This window comes from Arthrobacter sp. 10N410, assembly GCF_056394945.1.
Window position 1 is genome coordinate 32,587 of the sequence record NZ_JBFTIP010000005.1, and the last position, 22,853, is coordinate 55,439.

General features: G+C 70.1%; 19 protein-coding genes. 12 read left to right on the forward strand and 7 right to left on the reverse strand.

What is annotated here, in order from left to right; translation table 11 throughout:
* Positions 1-135: 135 nt before the first annotated feature.
* Complete coding sequence (locus AC1DB8_RS12540; protein ID WP_441418426.1) at positions 136-1,551, reverse strand: NAD(P)H-quinone dehydrogenase; 1,416 nt, start codon at positions 1,549-1,551, stop codon at positions 136-138.
* Between the two features lie 82 nt (positions 1,552-1,633).
* On the opposite strand from AC1DB8_RS12540, the gene AC1DB8_RS12545 reads away from it, so the two are divergent.
* The gene (locus AC1DB8_RS12545) at positions 1,634-2,452 is read left to right on the forward strand and encodes a purine-nucleoside phosphorylase (RefSeq protein WP_476893217.1); all 819 of its coding nucleotides are present in this window, start codon (positions 1,634-1,636) and stop codon (positions 2,450-2,452) included.
* Positions 2,453-2,505: 53 nt separating this feature from the next.
* On the opposite strand, the gene AC1DB8_RS12550 is transcribed toward AC1DB8_RS12545, so the two are convergent.
* Positions 2,506-2,991 (reverse strand): RrF2 family transcriptional regulator, encoded by a 486-nt coding sequence (locus tag AC1DB8_RS12550; RefSeq protein ID WP_441418428.1) that lies wholly within the window; start codon positions 2,989-2,991, stop codon positions 2,506-2,508.
* A 244-nt stretch (positions 2,992-3,235) separates the two neighbouring features.
* Here AC1DB8_RS12550 and AC1DB8_RS12555 point away from each other — a divergent pair, with 244 nt between their 5' ends.
* Positions 3,236-4,984 carry a phospho-sugar mutase gene (locus tag AC1DB8_RS12555; protein WP_476893218.1) on the forward strand — a complete coding sequence of 583 codons (1,749 nt, stop codon included), beginning with the start codon at positions 3,236-3,238 and terminating at the stop codon, positions 4,982-4,984.
* Here AC1DB8_RS12555 and nirD read toward each other — a convergent pair.
* Complete coding sequence (nirD, locus tag AC1DB8_RS12560) at positions 4,981-5,358, reverse strand: nitrite reductase small subunit NirD (RefSeq protein WP_441418430.1); 378 nt, start codon at positions 5,356-5,358, stop codon at positions 4,981-4,983. The genes AC1DB8_RS12555 and nirD overlap by 4 nt on opposite strands.
* A gap of 295 nt (positions 5,359-5,653) precedes the next feature.
* On the opposite strand from nirD, the gene nirB reads away from it, so the two are divergent.
* The 6 genes from nirB to AC1DB8_RS12590 all read left to right on the forward strand — a co-directional run bounded on the left by nirB (position 5,654) and on the right by AC1DB8_RS12590 (position 12,769).
* Positions 5,654-8,377 (forward strand): nitrite reductase large subunit NirB, encoded by a 2,724-nt coding sequence (gene nirB, locus AC1DB8_RS12565; protein WP_476893219.1) that lies wholly within the window; start codon positions 5,654-5,656, stop codon positions 8,375-8,377.
* A gap of 1 nt (position 8,378) precedes the next feature.
* Positions 8,379-9,413, forward strand: a complete 1,035-nt coding sequence (gene cobA, locus AC1DB8_RS12570; protein WP_476893220.1) for a uroporphyrinogen-III C-methyltransferase — start codon at positions 8,379-8,381, stop codon at positions 9,411-9,413.
* 110 nt (positions 9,414-9,523) lie between these two features.
* A complete protein-coding gene (locus AC1DB8_RS12575) occupies positions 9,524-10,612 on the forward strand; it encodes a uroporphyrinogen-III synthase (RefSeq protein ID WP_476893289.1) in 1,089 nt (362 codons plus the stop codon).
* Between the two features lie 148 nt (positions 10,613-10,760).
* Positions 10,761-11,636: an FAD-dependent oxidoreductase gene (locus tag AC1DB8_RS12580; protein WP_476893221.1), complete on the forward strand. Its 876-nt coding sequence runs from the start codon at positions 10,761-10,763 to the stop codon at positions 11,634-11,636.
* A 115-nt stretch (positions 11,637-11,751) separates the two neighbouring features.
* On the forward strand, positions 11,752-12,480 hold the full coding sequence (deoC, locus tag AC1DB8_RS12585) for a deoxyribose-phosphate aldolase (RefSeq protein ID WP_441418434.1): 729 nt from the start codon (positions 11,752-11,754) through the stop codon (positions 12,478-12,480).
* A gap of 64 nt (positions 12,481-12,544) precedes the next feature.
* Positions 12,545-12,769 carry a hypothetical protein gene (locus AC1DB8_RS12590; RefSeq protein WP_175322755.1) on the forward strand — a complete coding sequence of 75 codons (225 nt, stop codon included), beginning with the start codon at positions 12,545-12,547 and terminating at the stop codon, positions 12,767-12,769.
* Positions 12,770-12,911: 142 nt separating this feature from the next.
* On the opposite strand, the gene AC1DB8_RS12595 is transcribed toward AC1DB8_RS12590, so the two are convergent.
* Together AC1DB8_RS12595 and mfd are read right to left on the reverse strand one after the other, a co-directional pair.
* A complete protein-coding gene (locus tag AC1DB8_RS12595) occupies positions 12,912-13,739 on the reverse strand; it encodes a metal-dependent hydrolase (RefSeq protein WP_441418563.1) in 828 nt (275 codons plus the stop codon).
* Between the two features lie 6 nt (positions 13,740-13,745).
* Entirely contained in the window at positions 13,746-17,384 is a 3,639-nt protein-coding gene (gene mfd / locus AC1DB8_RS12600) for a transcription-repair coupling factor (RefSeq protein ID WP_441418435.1), read from the reverse strand.
* A 210-nt stretch (positions 17,385-17,594) separates the two neighbouring features.
* On the opposite strand from mfd, the gene AC1DB8_RS12605 reads away from it, so the two are divergent.
* The 4 genes from AC1DB8_RS12605 (at position 17,595) to AC1DB8_RS12620 (ending at position 20,452) form a co-directional block, all read left to right on the forward strand.
* Positions 17,595-19,118: an SDR family oxidoreductase gene (locus AC1DB8_RS12605; RefSeq protein WP_476893222.1), complete on the forward strand. Its 1,524-nt coding sequence runs from the start codon at positions 17,595-17,597 to the stop codon at positions 19,116-19,118.
* A 48-nt stretch (positions 19,119-19,166) separates the two neighbouring features.
* On the forward strand, positions 19,167-19,664 hold the full coding sequence (locus AC1DB8_RS12610; RefSeq protein WP_441418437.1) for a DUF2505 domain-containing protein: 498 nt from the start codon (positions 19,167-19,169) through the stop codon (positions 19,662-19,664).
* Positions 19,665-19,667: 3 nt separating this feature from the next.
* Positions 19,668-19,889, forward strand: a complete 222-nt coding sequence (locus AC1DB8_RS12615) for an SCO4848 family membrane protein (RefSeq protein ID WP_441418438.1) — start codon at positions 19,668-19,670, stop codon at positions 19,887-19,889.
* A 146-nt stretch (positions 19,890-20,035) separates the two neighbouring features.
* Positions 20,036-20,452, forward strand: a complete 417-nt coding sequence (locus tag AC1DB8_RS12620) for a VanZ family protein (protein ID WP_441418439.1) — start codon at positions 20,036-20,038, stop codon at positions 20,450-20,452.
* Between the two features lie 43 nt (positions 20,453-20,495).
* Here AC1DB8_RS12620 and sufU read toward each other — a convergent pair whose 3' ends face one another.
* Together sufU and AC1DB8_RS12630 are read right to left on the reverse strand one after the other, a co-directional pair.
* Positions 20,496-20,966 carry a Fe-S cluster assembly sulfur transfer protein SufU gene (gene sufU / locus AC1DB8_RS12625; protein ID WP_441418440.1) on the reverse strand — a complete coding sequence of 157 codons (471 nt, stop codon included), beginning with the start codon at positions 20,964-20,966 and terminating at the stop codon, positions 20,496-20,498.
* Positions 20,967-20,978: 12 nt separating this feature from the next.
* Positions 20,979-22,292, reverse strand: coding sequence for a SufS family cysteine desulfurase (locus AC1DB8_RS12630; protein WP_476893290.1), 1,314 nt, complete (start codon positions 22,290-22,292; stop codon positions 20,979-20,981).
* Between the last annotated feature and the right edge of the window lie 561 nt (positions 22,293-22,853).

The window sequence follows — 22,853 nt, forward strand, 5'->3', positions numbered from 1 at the left end:
ATGAAATGTCAGAATGTAAACCGGCACGGAAGATGGCTTCCCTGCTCAAACCAACGCACCGGGCTTAAAGCCAAGCACCGGCGCCCTGGGGGGCGCCGGTGCTGACTGTTCGCGGCCGAAGGAACTCTCGGCCAGCTACATGTGGACGTGCAACCGCCGTGCCGCTTCGGAGATGGAGCCGCTGAGCGACGGGTACACCGTGAAGGTGCTGGCGACGTCGTCGACGTGCAGTTTCTGCGTCACCGCGAGGGAGATCGCGAAGATCAGTTCGGAGGCGTTCGGCCCCACCACGACGCCGCCGATCACAGTGCCGGAGCCCTTGCGGGCGAAAATCTTGATGAAGCCGTCCTTGTGGTTGCGCATCTTGGCGCGCGCGTTGCTGCGCAGCGAGAGCTTGACGACGTCGCCCTGGTATTTGCCGGAGTCGATCTCCGCCTCGGAGACGCCGACGTTGGCGATCTCCGGGGAGGTGAAGATGTTCGAGGCCACTTGGTGCAGCTTGAGCGGGGTGACGCTGTCGCCGAGGAAGTGCGCGATCGCGATGCGTCCCTGCATGGCCGCGACCGAAGCGAGGGCCAGCACGCCGGTGCAGTCGCCCGCGGCGTAAATGTTCGGCGCGGTGGTGCGCGAGACGCCGTCGACCTTGATGTGGCCGCTCTCGGTCAGCGCGACGCCGGCCTCCTCCAGGCCGATCCCGGCGGTGTTCGGAATGGAGCCGACGGCCACCAGGCAGTGGCTGCCGGTGACCTTGGAACCGTCGCCGAGGGTGACCACGACGCCGCCCTCCGTGCGCTCCACGGTCTCTGCGCGGGCCCGGGACAACACCTTCACGCCGCGGCGTTCGAAGACGCCTTCCAGCACCTCGGCCGCGTCCGTGTCCGAGCCGGGCAGCACCCGGTCGCGGGAAGAAATCAGGGTGACCTTGGAGCCAAGGCCGTTGTAGGCGGAGGCGAATTCGGCGCCGGTGACGCCCGAGCCCACCACGATCAGTTCCTCGGGCAGCTCGTCCATGTTGTAGATCTGTGCCCAGTTCAGGATGCGCTCGCCGTCCGGCCGGGCCGTGGGCAGTTCGCGCGGGTGGGCGCCGACGGCGAGCAGGATGGCGTCGGCTTCAATGGTCTCGGTGCCCTCGGAAGTGAGGACCTCGATCGTGTGGTTGTCCAGCATCTTGCCGGAGCCGAGCAGGATGCGGACGCCCTGGCCCTCCAGGCCCTTCTGGATGTCGGCGGACTGCTGCCGGGCGAGGCCCAGCAGGCGGTCGTTGATGTGCTTGAGGTCCGCACGCATCGTCGGGCTGCAGTCGCCGCCGTCGAGGTCGAACTTCACACCCAGCTCGCCGGCCTCCCCCACGCGGGTCATCAGGTCCGCCGTCGCGATCAAGGTCTTGGACGGCACGACGTCGGTCAGCACCGCCGATCCGCCGAGTCCGGCGCGCTCAATAATGGTGACCTGCGCTCCCAGCGATGCGGCGACCATGGCGGCTTCGTAGCCACCGGGCCCTCCGCCAAGAATTGCGATCCGGGGGGCACTGAAATCGGGATGCGTAGTCACAATCATCCATTGTCCATCATCCGGACCGGCGCCACCAATAAAGATGCTGTGCGGTGCGGCACGGGCACGGTAGCTTGTACCAGTGAGTAATACAGAATTCCTGAACACGGACCCCTTCGACGCCGCCCGCGCCGCCGCCGACTACATTGCCGAAGAGACCGGCGTCGACAGCCACGATGTCGCGCTGGTGCTTGGCTCGGGCTGGGGCGACGCTGCCGAACTGATCGGCGAGACCACCGCCACGCTCTCCGCGGACGAGGTCCCCGGCTTTTCCTCCCCCTCCGTGGTGGGCCACGTGGGCACCATCCGCTCGGTGCTGACCCGGGAAGGCAAGCGCGCCCTGGTCCTGGGCGCCCGCACGCACTACTACGAGGGCAAGGGCGTCCGCGCCGTCGTGCATGGCGTTCGCACCGCGGCCGCCGCCGGCTGCAAGACGCTGGTCCTCACCAACGGCTGCGGCGGATTGAACGAGGACTGGGCGCCGGGCACCCCCGTGCTGATCAGCGACCACATCAACCTCACCGCCACGTCCCCCCTCGAGGGCGCTACCTTCGTGGACCTCACCGACCTGTACTCCTCGCGGATCCGCGGCCTGGCCCGTGAGGTAGATCCCAGCCTGGACGAAGGCGTCTACGCGCAGTTCACCGGCCCGCACTACGAGACCCCGGCCGAGGTGCAGTACGCCAAGCGGATCGGCGCGTCCCTGGTGGGCATGTCCACCGCGCTGGAGGCCATCGCCGGCCGCCATGCGGGCATGGAGGTCTTCGGCATCTCGCTGGTCACCAACCTTGCCGCCGGCATCAGCCCGGTGCCGCTGAGCCATGAGGAGGTCCTTGAGGCCGGCCAGGCCGCGGGTCCGCGCATCTCCAAGCTGCTCGCGGAGATCATCGCCAAGCTCTAAGCCGGCCCCTGCAGGCCGGGCGCGGGCCGGGGCCCCTAAAGCCCCCAGCGCCCCTAGCCCAGGCCTGCGGTGAGACGGCGGACGGCCTTGTCGCGGCCGCCGGGAAGCCGACGCTCCATCGAGTCGGCGATCCCGGCGATGGTCTGCCGTGCCAGCGCCTGCCGCCAGGCCAACTCCGCCTGCCGCATGGTCTGGGAGATCAGGCAGGTCCGGACGAAGTTCTCCTGCCGGTCAGCCTCCGGCATGTCGCCGAGGATGGCTTCACAGCGGAAGGCCGGCTCCTGCCCTTCCAGGGCCAGGACCACATCCAGCACGGTGATGTTCTCCGGCCTGCGCGCGAGGTGGAAGCCGCCGCGCGGGCCCGAGACCGAGGTCAGGATCCCGGCGCGGACCAGGGCCTGGAGCTGCTTGTTCAGGTACGCCGCGGGGAGCTTGTACAAGGCCGCAAGCCTGGCGCTGTTCACGGCCTCCCCCGGCGGCGTCCAGGCCATGTTGACGCACGAGTGCACGGCCCATTCCACCCCACGCCCCATTTTCATATTCCAGACGTTACGTGTCCGGAAAAATGCGTGTCAATGACCCGCCACTGCCTTCGCCGCGGTCTTGAGCCGATCCTTCGGAAGACCTGCGCCGAGCCGACCCTTCGCGGCAGCACCGGCCGGAAAACACTGCCGTGATGTGCCAGCCCGCGCGCCCCTGGCCGCCCGGGTGTGATGGAACTGTAAGCCCCGCCCGCGCTTGTCGGGGCGCGCCCGGCCCAGCTTTGACGCTAGTTTGGTACCCATGACGTCTTCCGATGCCGCACTGACCCGACTGTTGAGCGACGCCCGCACCTGGGCGGCCCAGGACCCGGATCCCGCGACCGCCGCCGCCCTGACCGAGCTGGTCCGCCTTACCGACGAGGGAGCAGCGGGAGCACGGCAGGAACTGGCGGACAGCTTCAGCGGCACGCTCCAGTTCGGCACCGCGGGCCTGCGGGCGGCCCTCGGCGCCGGGCCGAACCGGATGAACCGCGTCGTGGTGCGCCGCGCCGCCGCGGGCCTGGCGGCCTTCCTCGGCAGCGCTGTTGCGCAGGCCGCGCCGGGGACCCGGCCGCGCGCCGTCGTCGGCTACGACGCCCGCTACAACTCCGACATCTTCGCCGAAGAAACCGCCGCGATCTTCACCGCCGCCGGCATCGAAACGTTCCTGATGCCGGCGGCGCTGCCCACGCCGCTGCTCGCCTACGCGGTCCGCGCCCTGGACTGCGACGGCGGCGTGATGGTCACGGCAAGCCACAACCCGCCGCAGGACAACGGCTACAAGGTCTACCTTGGCCGCCACGCCGTCGAGGAGAGCGGACGCGGCGCCCAGATCGTGGCGCCCTACGATGCGCTGATCGCCGCGGAGATCGACGCCGTCGGCGCACTGGATTCGATTGCCCTGGCCGCCGGGGGCTGGACGGTGCTTGATCCCTCCATCGCCAGCGACTACGAGGCCGCCGTCGCCGCCCTCGCCGTGCCGGAGCGCTTCCCGGCCCGCGAGCTGAAGATCGTCCTGACCCCCATGCACGGTGTGGGCGGCGAGACTGCCGTGGCGGTACTCAAAGCCGCGGGATTCACCGACGTCACGCTGGTGTCCGAGCAGGCAGACCCTGACCCCGATTTCCCCACCGTGAACTTCCCCAACCCCGAGGAGCCCGGCGCGCTGGACCTCGCGCTGGAAACCGCGGCCCGGGTGGACGCCGACATTGTGATCGCCAACGACCCCGACGCCGACCGCGCCGCAGTTGCCGCGAAGGACCCGGACACCGGCGCCTGGCGGATGCTGCGCGGAGACGAGGTGGGCGCCCTGCTGGGGGCACACGTCGTGGCCCGGCTGGCCACCGACGGGGCCGCAGGGGGTGCCGCTGCCGGCGTCTTCGCCAATTCGATCGTGTCCTCCCGGCTGCTGGCCCGCATCGCCGCCGCCGCGGGCTACGCCCACGAGGAAACCCTCACCGGATTCAAGTGGATCGCCCGTGTGCCCGGCCTGCTCTACGGCTACGAGGAGGCGCTGGGCTACTGCGTCGCGCCGTCGCTGGTGCGGGACAAGGACGGCATTTCGGCCGCGGTGCTGATCGCCGAACTCGCCGCGGCCGCGAAGGCCGAGGGCAAGACGATCTTCGACACCCTGGACGAGCTGTACCTGGTGCACGGGCTGCACGCGAGCGACCAGCTCAGCATCCGGGTTGCGGACCTGGGCCTGCTGGACGCCATGATGAACCGGCTGCGGGTCAGCCCGCCGGACTCCTTCGGGGGCTCCGCCGTCGAGACCGCGGCGGACCTGGCCGAGGGCAGCGAACAGCTCCCGCCCACCGACGGACTGCTCTACCTGACGAAGGACGGCAGCCGCGTCATCATCCGCCCCAGCGGCACGGAACCGAAGCTCAAGTGCTACCTCGAGGTGATCCGCAGCGTCGGATCCGCCGCCGAATTGCCGCAGGCGCGGCTCGAAGCCCGTGCGGCCCTGGACGGCGTCCTGGCCGACGTGCGCGAGGCGCTCGGGCTCTAGAGCGCCACCTCGACGAAGCCGTCCGTCACCCGGACGGCGTACGTGCCCAGGCGCAGCTCGGGGGTGCCGAGGCACTCCCCTGTCCCGAGGTCGTAGACCTCCTTGTGCAGCGGCGAGGCCAGCGTGGGGCGCGCACCGCGGGAGCCGGTGATGCCGCGGGCCATGACATGGGCGCCGGTGGCAGGATCGGCGTGCTCGACGGCGAACACCTCACCGGCCGCGGTACGGATCAAGGCCACCTGGTGTCCGGCGATCAGCGCGGCCTCGCCCCAGCCGGGCTCCAGGTCTTCCACGGCGCACACCCGGTGCCAGCCGCTTTCGTCGGCGGTTCGCTCCACAAAGCTGCGGGCTGCGCTTTCCAGTACGGCAGTCATGTCGGCCCCTCTCAAAGTTTCTGGCCACAGCTGCGGCCATGGCTCCACGCTAGGAGCGGGGTGTTTCAACGGCGTGCTGCCAATGTGTCCGGCCGGTAAAAGAGACCTCACGCAGCCCGAAACGCAGCCGTGATGCAGAAGTTAAGATCACGAAACAAAAGGGAAACTGAAGCGAAACTGCCGGTCCCTAGGCTGAACGGACCAGCCGATCGATGCCGCCGACAGCACGGGCCGATCGAAGCAGCTGGATCTAACCGTTGCAGAGCACCGCCTGCGGCCCAACGAAAGGCCACCCGTGACCGGACAGACCGCCAGCCCCGAAAACGAACGCTCCCGGACGGAATCCCGGCAGGTCCCCCGACGCGTCGTCGTCGCCGGCGGCGGACCCGCCGCGCACCGCTTCGCCGACGCCATGCACGCCCGCGGCCTCGACGGCTGGCAGGTCACCGTCCTCACCGAGGAAGCGCACCTCCCCTACGACCGCGTCGCGCTCAGCAAGGCGCTCACCGATGCGGATGTGGACCTCACCCTGGGCAGCGCCTCAATGTGGGACCACGACGCCCTCACGCTCAGGACCGGCGAGCGCGTCGCCGGCATCGACACCGCCGCGAAAACCGTGGAAACCGCCGCGGGCACCGTCTACCCGTACGACGAACTGGTCGTCGCGACCGGCTCCGACGCCGCCCGCCTGCCCATCCCCGGCGCCGAACTCACCCACGTCTACCGCACCCTCGAGGACGTCCGGGCCATCAACCAGGCGATCGCGGAACTCACCGCCAAGCTGGGCCGGAAGGTCAACGCCGTCACGATCGGCGGCGGCCTGCTCGGCCTCGAATCCGCGGCCGGCACCGAACAGCTCGGCGCCGTGCCGATCGTCATCAACGGCTCCCCCTGGCTGATGAACACCCAGCTGGACGAGGGCGCCGGGCAGGCGCTCGGCCGACTGATCGAGGCCAAGGGCTTCACCGTCCACGGCGGCGTCTTCCCCGCCGAGGTCCTCTCCGACGACGACGGCCAGGTCACCGGCGTGCTGATGGCCGACGGCCGCACCGTGGAGGCCGACATTGTGATCGTCGCAATCGGCGTACGCCCCCGCGACGAACTGTTCCGGGCCGGCGAGGGCGCACAGCAGCAGTTCGAACTCGGCCCGCGCGGCGGCGTCGTGATCTCCGACGGCTGCCAGACCCAGGTGCCCGGCGTCTGGGCGATCGGCGAGGTCGCCAACTTCGGCGGCATGTGCCTGGGCCTGGTGGCCCCCGCCAACACCATGGCGGAGATCGTCGCGGACCGGCTGCACGGCGGCGGCGCGACCTTCCCGGGCTTCGACACCGCCACCAAGCTCAAGCTCTCCGGCGTCGACGTCGCCAGCTTCGGCGACGCCTTCGCCCGCACGGACCACGCCCTCGAAATCGTCTACGCGGACCCGGCCCGCGGCGTGTACCAGAAGATCGTCACCACCGACGACGCCAAGACCCTGCTGGGCGGCATCTTCGTCGGCGACGCGACCCCGTACACCTCGCTGCGCCCCATGCTCGGCCGCGAACTGGCCGCCGAACCCGGCGCCTACCTCACCGCGGCCGGCGGCGGCGAAGCCCTGGAGGCCAGCCTCCCGGACGACGCCATCCTGTGCTCCTGCAACAACGTGGCCGCCGGAGCCATCCGCGACGCCGTCAATGGCTGCGGCGCCTGCGAGGGCAACGCCCCGGTCCAGGACCTCGGCGACCTCAAGGGCTGCACCCGTGCCGGCACCCAGTGCGGCTCCTGCGTGCCGATGCTGAAGAAGCTGCTCGAAGGCGAACTGGCCAAGTCCGGCGTCGCCGTCTCCAAGGCCCTCTGCGAACACTTCGAACTCTCCCGGCAGGAACTCTTCGACGCCATCAAGGTCCTGGAACTGGCCTCCTTCGAGGACATTCTGGCCCGCTACGGCACCGGCACCGGCTGCGACATCTGCAAGCCCACCATCGCCAACATCCTCGCCAGCCAGCACAGCGCCTACGTGCTCGACGCCGGCCGCGGGACCCTGCAGGACACCAACGACCGCGCCCTGGCCAACATGCAAAAGGATGGCAGCTACTCGGTGGTTCCCCGGATCGCGGGCGGCGAGATCACCCCGAAGAAGCTCGGCGTGATCGCCGCCGTCGCCGAGAAGTACGGCCTCTACACCAAGATCACCGGCGGCCAGCGGATCGACATGTTCGGCGCCCGGCTGGAACAGCTCCCGGACATCTGGAAGGAACTCGTGGACGCGGGTTTCGAGTCCGGCCAGGCCTACGGCAAGTCGCTGCGCACCGTGAAGTCCTGCGTCGGGTCCACTTGGTGCCGCTTCGGCGTCCAGGACGCCGTCGCCCTCGCGATCACGCTGGAGCTGCGCTACCGCGGACTGCGCAGCCCGCACAAGCTGAAGATGGGCGTCTCCGGCTGCGCCCGCGAATGCGCCGAGGCCCGCGGCAAGGACGTCGGCGTGATCGCCACGGACAAGGGCTGGAACCTCTACGTCGGCGGCAACGGCGGCTTCCAGCCGGCGCACGCCCAGCTCCTCGCGCAGGACCTGGACGAGGAGACCCTGCTGAAGTACATCGACCGCTACCTGATGTACTACATCCGCACCGCGGACCGGCTGCAGCGCACCGCGCGCTGGCAGGAAGAGCTCGACGGCGGCCTGAAGCACGTCGAGGACGTGGTGGTGCGCGACTCGCTCGGCATCGCCGCGGACCTTGAGGCAGCCATGGCCAAGCACGTGGACACCTACCAGGACGAGTGGGCCGAGACGCTCAAGGACCCTGAACGGCTGCGCCGCTTCCGCTCCTTCGTCAACGCCCCGGACCAAAAGGACGACTCGATCTCCTTCGTCCCGGAGCGCGGCCAGATGCGCCCCGCCACCGCGGAGGAGAAGGCGCAGGCCGGGCAGCAGCCGGTGCTGATCGCCGCCAGCATCCCGGTCCGTCCCGCCGACGCCGACAGCGGCCCCGCAACTGCCGGCCCCGCCGTCTCGTCTGCCCCTACCGAAAGCCAGGCCTAACATGCAGCTCAGCATCGATCTCAGCGGCCGCGAAGTCCTCGTCACCGGCGCGGACACCGCCGCCCGCCAGGCCGTCCGGCGCTACCAGGCGGCCGGGGCCGTGGTGTCCCGGCTCAGCCGCCCGGACGGCGGGGCGCACGACGGCGCGCTGCCGGAGCGGCCCTTCCTGGTCGCCGCGGTCGACGACGGCCAGCCGGGCTGGGCGGCCCTGCTGGAGCGCTGCCACGAGACCGGCATCCCGGTCGCGACAGAGCCCGCCGCCGGCCCCGCCGGCCATGTCACCCTGGTGGGCGGCGGACCCGGGACCACTGAATTGCTGACCGTGGCGGCCGTCCAGGCGCTGCGGGACGCCGACGTCGTGTTCTATGACCGGCTCGCCCCCTACCAGGAACTGCCCGCACTGACGACGGCGGAGCTCGTGGATGTGGGCAAGCGGCCCGGCCACCACCCCGTCAGCCAGTCCGGCATTGAGGAACTCATGGTCGACGCAGCCCTGGCCGGGAAGAACGTGGTCCGGCTCAAGGGCGGGGACCCGTACGTCTTCGGCCGGGGCGGCGAGGAAGTGGCCGCCTGCGTGAAGGCGGGCGTGCCCGTGCGGGTGGTCTCCGGGGTCACCAGCGCCATCTCCGTCCCCGCCGCGGCCGGGATCCCGGTCACGCACCGCGAGGTCAGCCACATGTTCACCGTGGTTTCCGGACACGCCCCGCTGACCGAGAAGGAACACACGCACTTGGCCGGGCTGGGCGGCACCATCGTGGTGCTGATGGGCATTGGCACCCTGCACCAGCTGGCCGCGGGACTGCGGCGCGCCGGGATGCGCGCGGACATGCCGATGGCCGTCGTCGAACGCGGCTACCGCCCGGGCCAGCGGACCACCATCGCCGAACTGGGCAGCATTACGACGGCGGCCGCGGACTGCAGCAACCCCGCCGTGCTGGTGATCGGCGAGGTGGTGAGGGTGGCCGAGGCCAACCGCGGCTGTGCCGAAGCCGAAGCCGAACTGGACCGCCTCGCCGCGTCCCTGGTGGGAGCGTGAGCGCCGTGAGCGCGCTGGAGGCCATTGCCGCCGCCGGCCCGGGAGCGCAGGCCGCCGGAGCACCCTCGCCCGGGGCACCCGCCACAGATGAAGCGCCGGAGAAGGCTGAGCTGCCGCTGGAGGGCTTCAGGATCGGGGTCACCTCGCACCGCCGTTCCCAGGACCTGATCGAGGCCCTGGAACGGCGCGGCGCGGAGGTGCTGCACGCCCCGGCGCTGAAGATCGCCCCGGTCCAGGAAGACCTGCGGCTGATCGAGGACACCCGCGCCATCATCGAGGCCCGGCCGGAGCTCTGCATCGCCACCACCGCCTACGGCATGCGCCGCTGGTGCGAGGCGGCGGACACCTTCGGCATCGGCGAACAGCTGCTGGAAACCCTCGGCGCCACCCGGATGTTCGTCCGCGGCCCCAAGGCCCGCGGCGCCGTCCGCGCGGCCGGCCTGGCCGACGTCGGGATCAGCAGCGACGAGACCACCTCCACCCTGGTGGACATGCTGCTGGCCGAGGGGGTGCGGGGCAAGACCGTCGCCGTGCAGCTGCACGGCTACACCGATGTCCGGCAGCTGGAGCGGCTGCGGATGTCCGGCGCCAACGTCATGACCGTCACTCCGTACCGCTGGGTCAAGCCCGACGGCGCGGACCGGCTGCCGAAACTGATCGAGGCGGCGTGCGGCGGCAACCTGGACGTGCTGACCTTCACAAGCGCCCCCGCCGTCGATGCGCTGTGGAGCACGGCGCACGAGATGGGCCTCTACAAACAGCTTGTGGAGAGCCTGAAGACCACGGTGGCCACCGCCGTCGTCGGGCCCATCACCGCCCAGCCGCTGCTCGACGCCGGGGTGCAGCCGCTGATCCCGGAACGGTTTCGGATGGGCGCCCTGATCCGGCTGGTCGTGGAACACCTGGCCCTGAACCATGTACGGCGGCTGGCTACCGCCTCGGGCGCGGTGGAGCTGCGCGGCAGGTCGCTGCGGATCGACGGCGAGGCCGTGGAGCTGGCCCCGGCGCCGCTCTTGTTGCTGCGGGCGCTGCTGGGTGCCGGTGGGGCCGTGCTGTCCCGCGACGCGCTCTCCGAACTGCTGGAGCTGCGCGGATCGGTCCACGCCCTGGACATGACCGTCAGCAGGCTCCGCTCCGCGCTGCCGGACGGCAGCCTGGTGGAGACGGTGGTCAAGCGCGGCTACCGTATCCGGGTGTGACCCACGGCATTACCAGCTGGTAACAACTGGCGAACGAACCGCGAAAATACTGCAACACCGCGGAAACCTCCGCGAAAAGCCGGCCCCCTACGCTGGGGAACATCAAGAACACGGGCCACATCCGGCCCACCAGCGAAAGGGCCAGCACATGTCCGTTACGGAAGCGTCCGCCATCTCCACCGTGTCCGCCACCGCCCAAACCCGGCCGCGGATCGTCGTCGCCGGGGCCGGTCCGGCCGCCCAGGCGCTGGTCCGCCAGCTCACGCGCACCCCTTTCGCCGGCGGCATCACCGTGCTCAGCAACCGCGACGATGCCCCGGAGGAGCTGCTGGAACTCGCCGCCCTGCCCCAGGTCTCGGTCCGCTTCGGGCAGCCTGCCAGCTTCATCGACGCGACGGAGCGGCGGGTCACCACCGCGGACGGCCTCGAGTTCAGCTACGACCAGCTGGTAATCGCCACCGGTTCGACGCCGGCCCTCGCGCCGATCGAGGGTGCGGGCCGCTGCCTCAGCTACTCCACGATTGATGACGCCACCCGCCTGGGCGACGCCGTCAAGGACGTCACCCGGGTCCTGGGCCGCAGGCCGCTGGGCATCCTGGTGGGCACCGGCACCGCCGCGGGCCAGGCCGAGGCGGTGCTCCGGGCGCGCGGCGTCCGGCCCGTCCGCACCACGCTGCGCCCGTCCGCCGCCGTCCCCACCCTCGCCGGCTCCGCGCTGCCCGCCGCCGGGATCGTGTTCGATGACGGCTCCAGCATGAGCGGGGACCTCGTAGTCCTCGCCGAAGAGCGCGTTTCCCGCGACAGCCTCGCCCGCACCGCCGGCCTGGCCACCGCGCCGCAGGGCGGCATCGTGGTGGGCACGGACTACCGCACCTCCGTGCCGGGGATCTGGGCCATCGGCGACGCGGCGGCGTACGACGGCGTACGGCTGGGCCTGCTGGTCGCCGCCGGTTCCGCCGCCGGCGTCTGCGCCGCGGCGCTGCTTCAGGCGTCCCTCTCAGAGCCCCTCGCGCAGGCGGCGTAGGCCCGACGCCGGCCGGGTGGCGTTATGGCAAGATGGTGCACTGAGAAGCCACGACACACGCCGTGTCAGCACGCCGGACCGGGCATGAACCAGGTCCGCCAGGAAAGGGACCATCATGAGCAACGAAGCCAACACGGCCACCGACGCCGCCGGCACCGACAACCAGGGCGCTGCGGGCAACATTGCCTCGTACATCGACCACACCCTGCTCAAGCCGGAGGCCAGTGAGGCCGAGGTCCTGAAGGTCTGCGCCGAGGCGGCCGAGTACCACTTCAAGTCCGTCTGCGTGAACCCCATCTGGGTCAAGACCGTCAAGACCGCGCTCAGGGGTTCCGGCGTGCTGAGCTGCTCCGTGATCGGCTTCCCGCTGGGCGCCACCCCCAGCGACGTCAAGGCCTTCGAAGCCCGCGGCGCGGTGCTCGACGGCGCCGACGAGATCGACATGGTGATCAACATCGCCGCGGCACGGGCAAACGACAAAGGCGCCCTGGTGGATGACATCCGCGCCGTCGCCGAGGCCGTCCACTCCGGCGGCGCCATCCTGAAGGTCATCATCGAGACCGCACTGCTCGACGACGCCCAGAAGGTCCTCGCCTGCGAGGCCGCCGTCGAGGCCGGCGCGGACTTCGTGAAGACCTCCACCGGATTCAACGGCGGCGGAGCCACGGCCGAGGACGTCGCCCTGATGCGCCGCACCGTGGGTCCGGGGCTCGGTGTCAAGGCCTCGGGCGGCGTGCGTTCGCTCGCCGACGCGCAGGCTATGATTGCTGCAGGTGCAACACGTATTGGCGCCAGCTCCGGCATCGCGATCGTCAAGGGCGAACAGGGTTCGTCCGCGTACTGACCGTGCACCGGTCACAGCCGCTGCCGCCACAGTTTTTGAGCCCCGCGGGGCCGAGGAGGAACGAATGTCCAGCAACACCACCAAGACCCAGCGCGGCGAAAACAGCCTGGCATCCAGCGTCGTGCTGTTTGTCCTGATGATGGCCCTGTTCTTCGGCGCCCTGTATTCGCTGTCCTTCCTCAGCCTGGGCAACCCCTGGCCGATGGCCGCCTGCCTCATCCTGTTCGCCCTGGCATTCTGGATCCCGCAGACCATCACGGGCCGCTCCGACTCCGCAGGCGAGAGCTAACCACGCTTCGAACTGAAGCCCCGGTTTTCCGGGGCTTCAGTTGTTTAAGCGGCCGGTCCGGACAAGCGCGGCGGATGCGGGCTAAGGCACCCGGGATCCGGGCCGCGCACGTCCGGAACCGCAGCGGAAAAGCGCGGCGGCCCTAGCCGCCGACGACGGCCAGCAGGCGGCTGACCAGCGCGGTCCCCAGCGCGAGGGCGGCCGGGAAGTGCCCCTTGGCCAGGGCAAGCACGGCGGAGAACATCCCGACCATGGCGTACGCGCTGACCGGGATCAGCACGAACCATTCGCGCCGCGAGCCGGCCCGGCCCAGCAGCGGGATGGAAAATGCCCCGTTGGCCTTCCAGACGTCCTTGACCAACGGCAGCCTGCGCAGGAACTTCGGCGGCTTGACCACCAACGGCCAGAGCAGCGGCACTCCCCCGGTGGTGATCATGTCGCCCACGATGTGCACCAGGACGCCGGTGAGCATCGACACCGGCAGCCAGGACCACTGGTGCGGCGCGAACCAGGTCACCAGGCCCGCCATAGTCAGGGCGAAGATCCAGTTGCTGATCCAGCCGTACTTGGGAAACAGCTTCAGCGCCTTTGCGGCAATGTTGATCATGAACATGCACAGCAGCCCTGCGCCCACGGAGAGCAGCCCCCAGTCCGTCTGCAGCTGGGCCTGCCCGGCCATGGCCGCGAGCAGCACGAAGAACGCGGCGCCGAGGACCGAGTGGGTGCCCTGGCGGTGGCCGCCGGAGGCATTCTCGATCCCCACGGCGATCATGTTCGAGAGCGGCGGCAGGGCATGCGCCACCGTGCTGGAGCGGTGGTCCCAGTCGCAGACCAGCGCAGTCCCGGCCGTTGCCATCCCGCCGATCACGATGCCGGTTGCATCCAGCGGATACCAGCCCAGCGCGTAGGGCCCGGTCGAGGCAATAGCCACCCACGCCGCGGCCCCGGACGCGGCGTGGTGTCCTCCCATCACGGTTTAGCCCACCGAGAGCGGGACGTCGGAGAAGATCGCCTCGATCACGCCGTTGGCCCAGGCCAGGATCTCGGCATCCTGCAAGTCGCGGCCGCCGATCCGGGCCGTCTTGGGCTTGGGGATCAGCACCGCGTCCAAAGCCGGTTTCGCCTGCGAGCCGGGGTACATCCGGGCCAGCCGCATCAGCTTGGACTCCGGCAGCTGGGCCGGCGAGAACTTGATGAAGTTGCCCTGCAGGGCGACGTCAGTGAGGCCGGCCTCGCGCGCCCCGACCCGGAAACGGGCCACCGCGATGAGGTTCTTCGCCGGCAGCGGCAGCTCCCCGTAGCGGTCCACGAGCTCGGCCTCGACCTCCTCGATCGCCTCATTGCTCAGTGCCGCGGCCAGCTTCCGGTAGGCCTCGAGGCGCAACCGCTCACCGGGTACGTAGTCGTGCGGCAGGTGCGCGTTGACCGGCAGCTCGATCTTCATCTCCGCGGCCTTCTCCTCGGCCTCGCCCCGGTAGTCCGCCACGGCCTCGCCGACCAGCCGGATGTAGAGGTCGAAGCCGACGCCCTGGATGTGGCCGGACTGCTCGCCGCCGAGCAGGTTGCCGGCGCCGCGGATCTCGAGGTCCTTCATGGCCAGCTGCATGCCGGCGCCGAGTTCGTTGTGCGTCGCTACGGCCTTGAGCCGTTCCAGCGCCACCTCGCCCAGCGGCTTTTCGGAGGGGTAGAGGAAGTAGGCGTAGGCCCGTTCCCGGCCGCGGCCCACGCGCCCGCGCAGCTGGTGCAGCTGGGAGAGCCCGTACTTGTCCGCGCCGTCGACAATCAGGGTGTTGGCGTTGGAGATGTCCAGCCCGGTCTCGATGATGGTGGTGCAGACCAGGACGTCGAAGCGCTTCTCCCAGAAGTCCACGATGATCTGTTCCAGCCGGCTTTCGGACATCTTGCCGTGCGCCACCTCGACGCGGGCTTCCGGGACCAGTTCGCGGATCTTCGCGGCGGTGCGTTCGATCGTGGAAACCCGGTTATGCACGAAGAAGACCTGTCCTTCGCGCATCAGCTCGCGGCGGATCGCGGCCGACGTCTGCTTGTCCGTGTAAGGGCCGACGTAGGTGAGCACGGGGTGCCGCTCCTCCGGCGGGGTCGCCAGCGTGGACGTTTCGCGGATGCCGGTCAGCGACATCTCCAGGGTGCGCGGGATGGGGGTGGCGCTCATGGCCAGGACGTCCACGTTGGTGCGCATCTTCTTCAGCGCTTCCTTGTGTTCGACGCCGAAGCGCTGCTCCTCGTCCACGATCACGAGCCCCAGGTCCTTGAACGCGAAGTCCTTGGACAGCAGCCGGTGCGTGCCAATCACGACGTCCACCGAGCCGTTCTTCACTCCCTCGGCCGTTTCCTTGGCCTCCTTGGCGCCCTGGAAGCGGGACAGCGGCTTGACCCGCAGCGGGAAGCCGGAGAAGCGCTCGGTGAAGGTCTCGTAGTGCTGCTGCGCCAGCAGCGTGGTGGGCACCAGCACGGCCACCTGCTTGCCGTCCTGGACCGCCTTGAACGCCGCCCGGACGGCAATCTCGGTCTTGCCGTAGCCGACGTCGCCGGAGACCAGGCGGTCCATCGGGATCTCCCGTTCCATGTCCGCCTTGACCTCGTTGATGGTGGTCAGCTGATCCGGGGTCTCCACGTAGGGGAAGGCTTCCTCGAGTTCGCGCTGCCACGGGGTGTCGGGGCCGAAGGCGTGGCCGCGGGAGGCCATCCGGGCCGAGTACAGCCGGATCAGTTCGCCGGCGATCTCCTTGACGGCCTTGCGCGCCTTGGACTTGGTGCTGGCCCAGTCCGAGCCGCCCATCTTGCTCAGCACCGGGGTGTCGCCGCCGACGTAGCGGGTGACCTGGTCCAGCTGGTCGGTGGGGACGAAGAGCCGGTCACCCGGGGCACCGCGCTTGGAAGGCGCGTATTCGAGCACCAGGTATTCGCGCACGCCGTCTCCCCCGCCCGCGACCTTGCGCTGGATCAGCTCCACGAACCGGCCGATGCCGTGCTGTTCGTGCACCACGAAGTCGCCGGCCAGCAGTTGCAGCGGGTCCACGGCGTTGCGCCGCTTGGACGGCATCCGGCGCATGTCCTTGGTGGACCCGGCGGAGGTGCGGCCCAGCAGGTCGGCCTCGGTCAGCAGGGCCACCTTGAGCCGGTCAAGGACGAAACCGCGGCCGACGGCGGCGGTGGTCACCTCGATCAGGCCGGGCTGCGGGTCGGCGTCGAGGGTTTCCACCCGGGCGCACGGGATGTCGTTGTCGTGGAACAGTTCGGCGAGGCGCTGCGCCGGGCCGGGGCCCTCGGTGGCGACGACGATCCGCCACTGGTCCCGCACGTGCGAACCGATGAAGTCCATCATCTCGGCCACGTCGCCCTGGTAGCCGCGGGGTTCGCGGGCGTGCAGGTTCAGCACGTCGATCTCCGGCAGCAGTTCCTCGTCGCTGGCGAGCGAGGTGATGGACCACCAGGAGACTCCGTGCGCGAGGGCTGTGCTGCGGGTCTCGCCCAGCGAGCGGAAGCTCGCCGAGTGCAGGGCCTCCGAGGCCGCGGAGCTCAAATCCAGCGGGGCGGTCCCGCCGTCGGAGGCCGTGGACCAGGCTGCCTCGAGGAACTCCTCGTTGGTGGCGGCGAGGTCGTGGGCGCGGGTGCGGACCTTTTCGGGTTCAATCACCACCGAGATGGAGCCCTCCGGGAACTGGTCCAGGAAGGGCACCATGGAATCGACCAGCACCGGGGCCAGGGATTCCATTCCCTCGACGGCGATGCCGCCGGCGATCTTTTCCAGCATGTCCGCCGCGGCCGGCAGCTGGGACTTCAGCGTCGCGGCCCGGGACATCACCGAGGGCGTGATCAGGATTTCGCGGCAGGGCGGGGCGTGCAGTTCGGTGGGGTGGTGCACGCCCGGCGCGGTTAGCGAGCGCTGGTCGGCGACGGCGAACCAGCGCATCTGCTCGACCTCGTCGCCGAAGAATTCCACCCGGATCGGGTGGTCCTCGGTGGGCGGGAAAACGTCCAGCATGCCGCCGCGGACCGCGAATTCACCGCGCCGGGTGACCATGTCCACCCGGGCGTAGGCGGCGTCGGCGAGGTTCTTCACGACGTCGCCGAACGGGACCTCCTGGCCGAGCTTGAGGGTCACCGGGACCAGCTCGCCGAGCCCGGCCACGATCGGCTGCACCACGGCCCGGACCGGGGCGACGACGACGCGCAGGGCGCCCCCGGCCTCGGGGTGCGCGAGGCGGCGGAGCACGGAGAGCCGGCGGCCGACGGTGTCCGAGCGCGGCGAGAGCCGCTCGTGCGGCAGGGTCTCCCAGCTGGGGAATTCCGCGACCGTGCCGGCCGGCAGGAAGGCGCCCAGCGCGGCGGCAAGGTCTTCGGCCTCGCGGCCGGTGGCGGTGACGGCCAGCACCACCGGGGCGGCGGCGCCGTCGGCAGCCCCGCCGTCGGACGCGAGGCCGTCGGCCATCTCCGCGAGCAGCGCAGCGCGCAGCCCGGCGGGGGCGCTGATCTGGTAGTCCTCGCTGCGGGCCGTGAACGGCCGGGACGCTTCGGCCTGCACCCGGGCAAAGGACGTGTCCTCGGCGAGGACACGCCGCAGACCGGTGAGAGAAGGGCCGTTGAGGCTCATGGCGGGAACTCCTGGGGTGATCACGGGCATGCAGGCAACACGAATACCCGAAATTCGCAAGAATCCCGGGTACTTCCAGCCTACCGCGACCCGGAGGCGGGCCGGCACCCGGGACTAAGCTGGCAGGACGGGGATCCGGCCGTCCAGGCTGCAGTCCAGCGCGGCCGGCGCTCCGAATGGCTTATATCCGCAATGATGAAGGAGCCACCCATGAACGGCACCCCCAACGCCACGAACCCGAAGACCGTGCTCGTGACCGGCGCCACCGGTTACATCGGCGGCCGGCTGGTCCCCCGGCTGCTTGAGGCCGGTCACCGGGTGAAGGTCCTGGTCCGCACCCCGGCCAAAATCGCCGGCGTCCCCTGGCTGGAGCAGGTCGAGGTGGTCCAGAGCAGCCTCGACGACGGCGCGGCGCTGCAGGAGGCGCTGGACGGCGTCGACGTGCTCTACTACCTGGTCCACTCGATGGCCGGCGGCGCCGGGTTCGAGGCGAAGGAAAAGGCGATGGCCGAGACGGCGGCGCAGGCGGCGGCGGGGGCCGGCGTGGACCGGATCGTCTACCTCGGCGGGCTGCACCCCTCCGGCGCCGAGCTCTCCACCCACATGCGCTCCCGCGAGGCCGTGGGCAAGGTCTTCCTCGACGGCCCGGTGGACGCGGTCGTGTTCCAGGCCGGCGTGGTGATCGGCTCCGGCTCGGCCTCCTTCGAAATGATCCGGCACCTGTCCGAGACCCTGCCGGTGATGCCCGCCCCAAGCTGGGTACGGAACAAGATCGAGGCCATCGCGGTGCGGGACGTGCTGTACTACCTTGTCGGTGCGGCGTCGCTGGAGGGCAAGATCAACCGCACCTTCGACATCGGCTCACGGCAGGTGCTCAGCTACGCCGGGATGATGCAGGAGTACGCGGCGGAGGCCGGACTCCCGCACCGGGTGGTGCTTGCCCTTCCCATCCCCGCGCCCAAGCTCGCGGGCATGTGGGTCGCGCTGACCACGCCGATCCCGCTGTCCATGTCGCTGCCCCTGGTGGAGTCGCTGCAGCACGACGCCGTCTCCCGGGAGCATGACATCGACTCCTACATCCCGCTGCCGGAGGGCGGCCTCACCCCCTACCGGCGGGCCGTCGCCCTGGCGCTGGGCAAGGAACGGGACGGCCAGGTGGAGACCACCTGGGCCAGCGCCGGAGCCGACGCCGATCCGCTGCCGAGCGATCCGGAGTGGGCCGGCCACCGCGTCTACCTCGACGAGCGCAGCTACTCCAGTGCGGTGGACCCGAAACACGTCTGGACCATCATCGAAGGCATCGGCGGCCGCAACGGCTGGTATTCGCTGCCGCTGGCCTGGAGCGTACGCGGATGGCTGGACAAGCTCACCGGCGGCGCGGGCCTGGCGCGCGGCCGGCGGCACCCGCACCTGCTGGCCGAAGGCGAGGTGGTGGACTGGTGGCGGGTCGAGCGGATCGACCGCGGCCGGCTGCTCCGGCTGCGGGCCGAGATGCGGGCACCCGGCCGGGCCTGGCTGGAACTTTCGGTCGAACCCGAGGGCACCGGCAGCCGCTACCGGCAACGGGCCATCTTCTTCCCGAAGGGCCTCAGCGGCAAGCTCTACTGGCTCGCGGTCCTGCCGTTCCACAGCCTCATTTTCCCCGCGATGTCGCGGAATATCGCGGCAGCGGCGCAGCGCCTCGCAGAGACGGAGCCAGCCGCCGAATCGGAACCGGCGGGGCCCACCGCGTAGGATGTTGGGAGCCCGAAACGTCCAGCCCCACCCCATGGAGGACCCCCAATGGCCCTGAGTGCATCCACCACCCTTCCGCACAGCGTTGAGAGCGTCACGGCAGTTTTCGTCAACGAGGACTTCCTGCGCCACACCAGCGAACTCGTCGGCGGAACCCTTGAATCGTTTACCGTCGACGGCGACCCCTCCGGCGCCTTCAACACCACGACGGTCCGCACCATCCCCACGACCCGGATGCCGGACCTGGCCCGTAAGTTCGTCGGTGAGAGCCTGAAGGTGACGCAGCTGGAGAGCTGGGGCGCCCCGGAGGCCGACGGTTCGCGGCAGAGCAACATCTCGCTGAAGGTCGCCGGCGCCCCGCTGGACGTCAACGCCGTGCAGCGCCTCGTGGCCGACGGCGGCAGCACCCGGATCGAGCTGGAGGGAACGGTCACCTCGTCCGTGCCGCTGCTGGGCGGGAAGATCGCCGACGCGGCCGAGCCGATGGTCGGCAAGGCCCTCAACATCCAGTCCACGCAGGCCCAGGCCTGGCTCGAAAGCCACTAGGCGATGGAGCTGCCCGGTGCCCTGGCCGCCGTCCTGATCGTGGCCGGCGTCTGGTCCCTGGCCGTCTGGCCCCAGTTCCTGCGCCGGGTCATGAAGGACCCGCGGGCGCGCGACGCCGGCGGCAAGGCCACCCGCTTCCTCACCGTCCACGTCGTGCTGGTCAGCATTTCGATGCTGCTCGGCGCGGCGACGGCGGCGATCGGGATCACGGGCCTGCTGAACTGACCGGCTCTCCCCCGGCCAACTGGCTCGCAGTTGTTGACGTTATGACTCTTCAAAACGACAACAACTGCGAGCCAGTTGGGTTAACCCCGCGGCGGCGGCGGGGCTAGACTCAGGAAAATGCCTGTCCACTGCCGAAGGGGGATGCCTTGCGGCCGCAGCGCGTGGCCACGTGGGGACTCATCGCCTACGTCGCGGTGCTGGCTGCCGTCGCCCTGTGGCCGCAGCCGGTGGACCGCCCGGTCGCCGGGCTGCTGCGCGCGGCGTTGAGGTGGCTGCACGGCCGAGGCATTCCCGGCTGGGTCGACTACGGCTTTGTGGAGTCCGCCGCCAATGTGCTGCTCTTCGTTCCGCTGGGCGCCCTCGTGGCCTTGATCATCGGCCGTGGCTACTGGTGGGTCGGCGCGGCCGCCGGGCTCCTGATCTCGTGCGCCATCGAACTTGCACAGTTGCTCTTCCTGCCCGGACGCTATCCCACGATGGCCGATGTCCTGGCCAACACCCTGGGGGCCGTCCTCGGCGCCCTGCTCACATTGCTGGTCCGGCGGCGCCGCTGGGCCCCTTGAGGCCCCTGCGGTCCTGGCCGCTTGGGTCCTAAGAGGTACGGACCTAGGAGGTACGGTTCTGGGCCGCGACCGCCTGGCCGAGGGCGTCCTCGGCAGCGACCCATGAGAGCATCGCGCACTTGACCCGAGCGGCGTAGCGGGACACACCTTCAAAGGCCGCCGCGTCGCCCAGGATCTCCGGGTCGGCGGGCACCTTGCCGCGGGAGCGCAGCACCTCGCGGAAGCTGTCGATCACGCTGCGCAGCTCGTCCGGATCCAGTCCCTCGGCGAGGTCGGTCAGCACGGAGGCCGACGCCATCGAGATCGAACAGCCCTCGCCGTCCCAGCGCAGCTCGCTGACCTTTCCGCCTGCCACCGACACCCGCAGCGTGATTTCGTCGCCGCAGACCGGGTTGAGCTGGTGCGACTGGCCGCTGCTGGCCCCTTCGGGCACTCCGGCGCCGGCCAGGCCGCTGCCGTGGCGTGCTTTGGAGTGCTCCAGGATGATCTGTTGGTACAGCTGGTCAAGACTCATGCAGTGCCGTCCTCAGGCTTGAAAGTATCCGCGGACCCCGGCGACGGCGTCGAGGAACGCGTCGACGTCGTCCGTGGTGTTGTACAGGTAGGTGCTGGCCCTCGTGCTCGCGGTGAGTCCGAGCCGGCGGTGCAGCGGCTGGGCGCAGTGGTGGCCCACGCGGACGGCGATCCCGCGGCTGTCCAGGAACTGCCCGACGTCGTGCGCGTGCACTCCGGCGACGTCGAACGCGGCCAGGCCGATCCGTTCCTCCCCCGCCGCCGGGCCCAGCACGCGGATCCCGGGGATGGCCGCGAGGCCTGCCACGAGCCGCTGGCCCAGTTCCGTTTCCCAGGCGTGGATCCGGGCCAGGCCGGTTTCGCTGAGGTAGTTGGCGGCGGCGGCGAGCGCCACGGCCTGGGAGATCTTCTGGGTGCCGGCCTCGAACCGCTGCGGGCTGGGCAGGAAACCGGCGCGCTCCATCGTGACAGTGGTGATCATGGAGCCGCCGGTCAGGAAGGGAGGCATGGCATTGAGCAGTTCCGAGCGCCCGTAGAGTCCGCCTATTCCGGTGGGGCCGAGCATCTTGTGCCCCGAGAAAACGGCGAAGTCCACGCCCAGGGCCTTGACGTCGAGGGGCAGGTGCGGGGCGGACTGGCAGGCGTCCAGCACGACGAGGGCACCGACGGCGCGGGCCAGCGGGACCAGCGTGGACACCGGGTTGATGGTCCCCAGGACGTTGGAGGCGTGGGTGAAGGCCAGCACGCGGGTGCGGCCGCCGATCAGGCGCGCGGCGGCGTCGAGGTCCAGGGCGCCGGCATCGTCGACGGGGATGAACTTCAGTACGGCGCCGGTCCGGTCCGCCAGCTGCTGCCAGGGAATCAGGTTGGCGTGGTGCTCCATCTCGGTGACCACGATCTCGTCGCCGGCGGCCAGCGCGAAGCGGGCAGCTTCCGCCGGGGCGCCGGGCAGGGAGGCGTTCAGGAAGGAGTAGCTGAGCAGGTTCAGGCCCTCGGTGGCGTTGGACGTCCAGATCAGTTCGTCCGGGTCCGCGCCGATGAAGCCCGCCACGGTCTCCCGGGCGTCCTCGAAGGCCTCGGTGGCCTCCACCGCGAGGTAGTGCGCGCCGCGGTGCACCGCGGAGTTCCGCTGTTCGTAGAACTCCTGCTCCGCTTCCAGCACGCTGAGCGGATTCTGTGACGTGGCACCGGAATCCAGGTAGACGAGCGGGTGCCCGTTGACGGACCGGTGCAGGATCGGGAAGTCGTTGCGGATCCGCAGGACCTCCTCGTTGCCCAGCGCCGTGGCTGAGCGGAGGAGATGGGCTGGTGTGGCAACCATGGGCAGTAACTCCTGGATCGGCTTTCGCTGGGGCGTAGCGGGGGCGCCCGGCCGGGCTGGTCCTATTACGTCACGCAGATTAGACCTAATTATCCCACGTTCCGGCGGCGCCCGGTTTCGGCCCGGCCGTTGAGCCGGGCCAGGCGGGCCACAGGACATCCGTACCGCTGGCGGCCCGCCGGATTGTGCTCCGCGGTGAAGCCGGCACATGTCCCGAAACGGTTCCGGAACGTCAAATGCCCCGCCGGGTGCCGTGGCACCCTGGCGGGGCTTTGATCCGAACCGTTGCCTCGCCTACTAGGGCGGGCGCGGTGTCCGTTGCCGCGTCTACGGCAGTTCCCCCGACTTTCCGTGCTGCAGACCGTAAAAAGGGAGCCGGCGGCGGCTGGGGGGAGAGCCTCGGTCTCAGAAGGCTCTGACGCCGCCGGCTCCGTCTTTGGGGTACGGCTGCCGCCTGCGGCACCGTACCGTTCCAATGAAGGAGTTCGGGTGTGGGAGGTGTCTACGCAGCCAGCGTTTCCGGTGGCTGCTGCGGTTGCCCGCGTTCCAATACCGCCCTCTAAATAC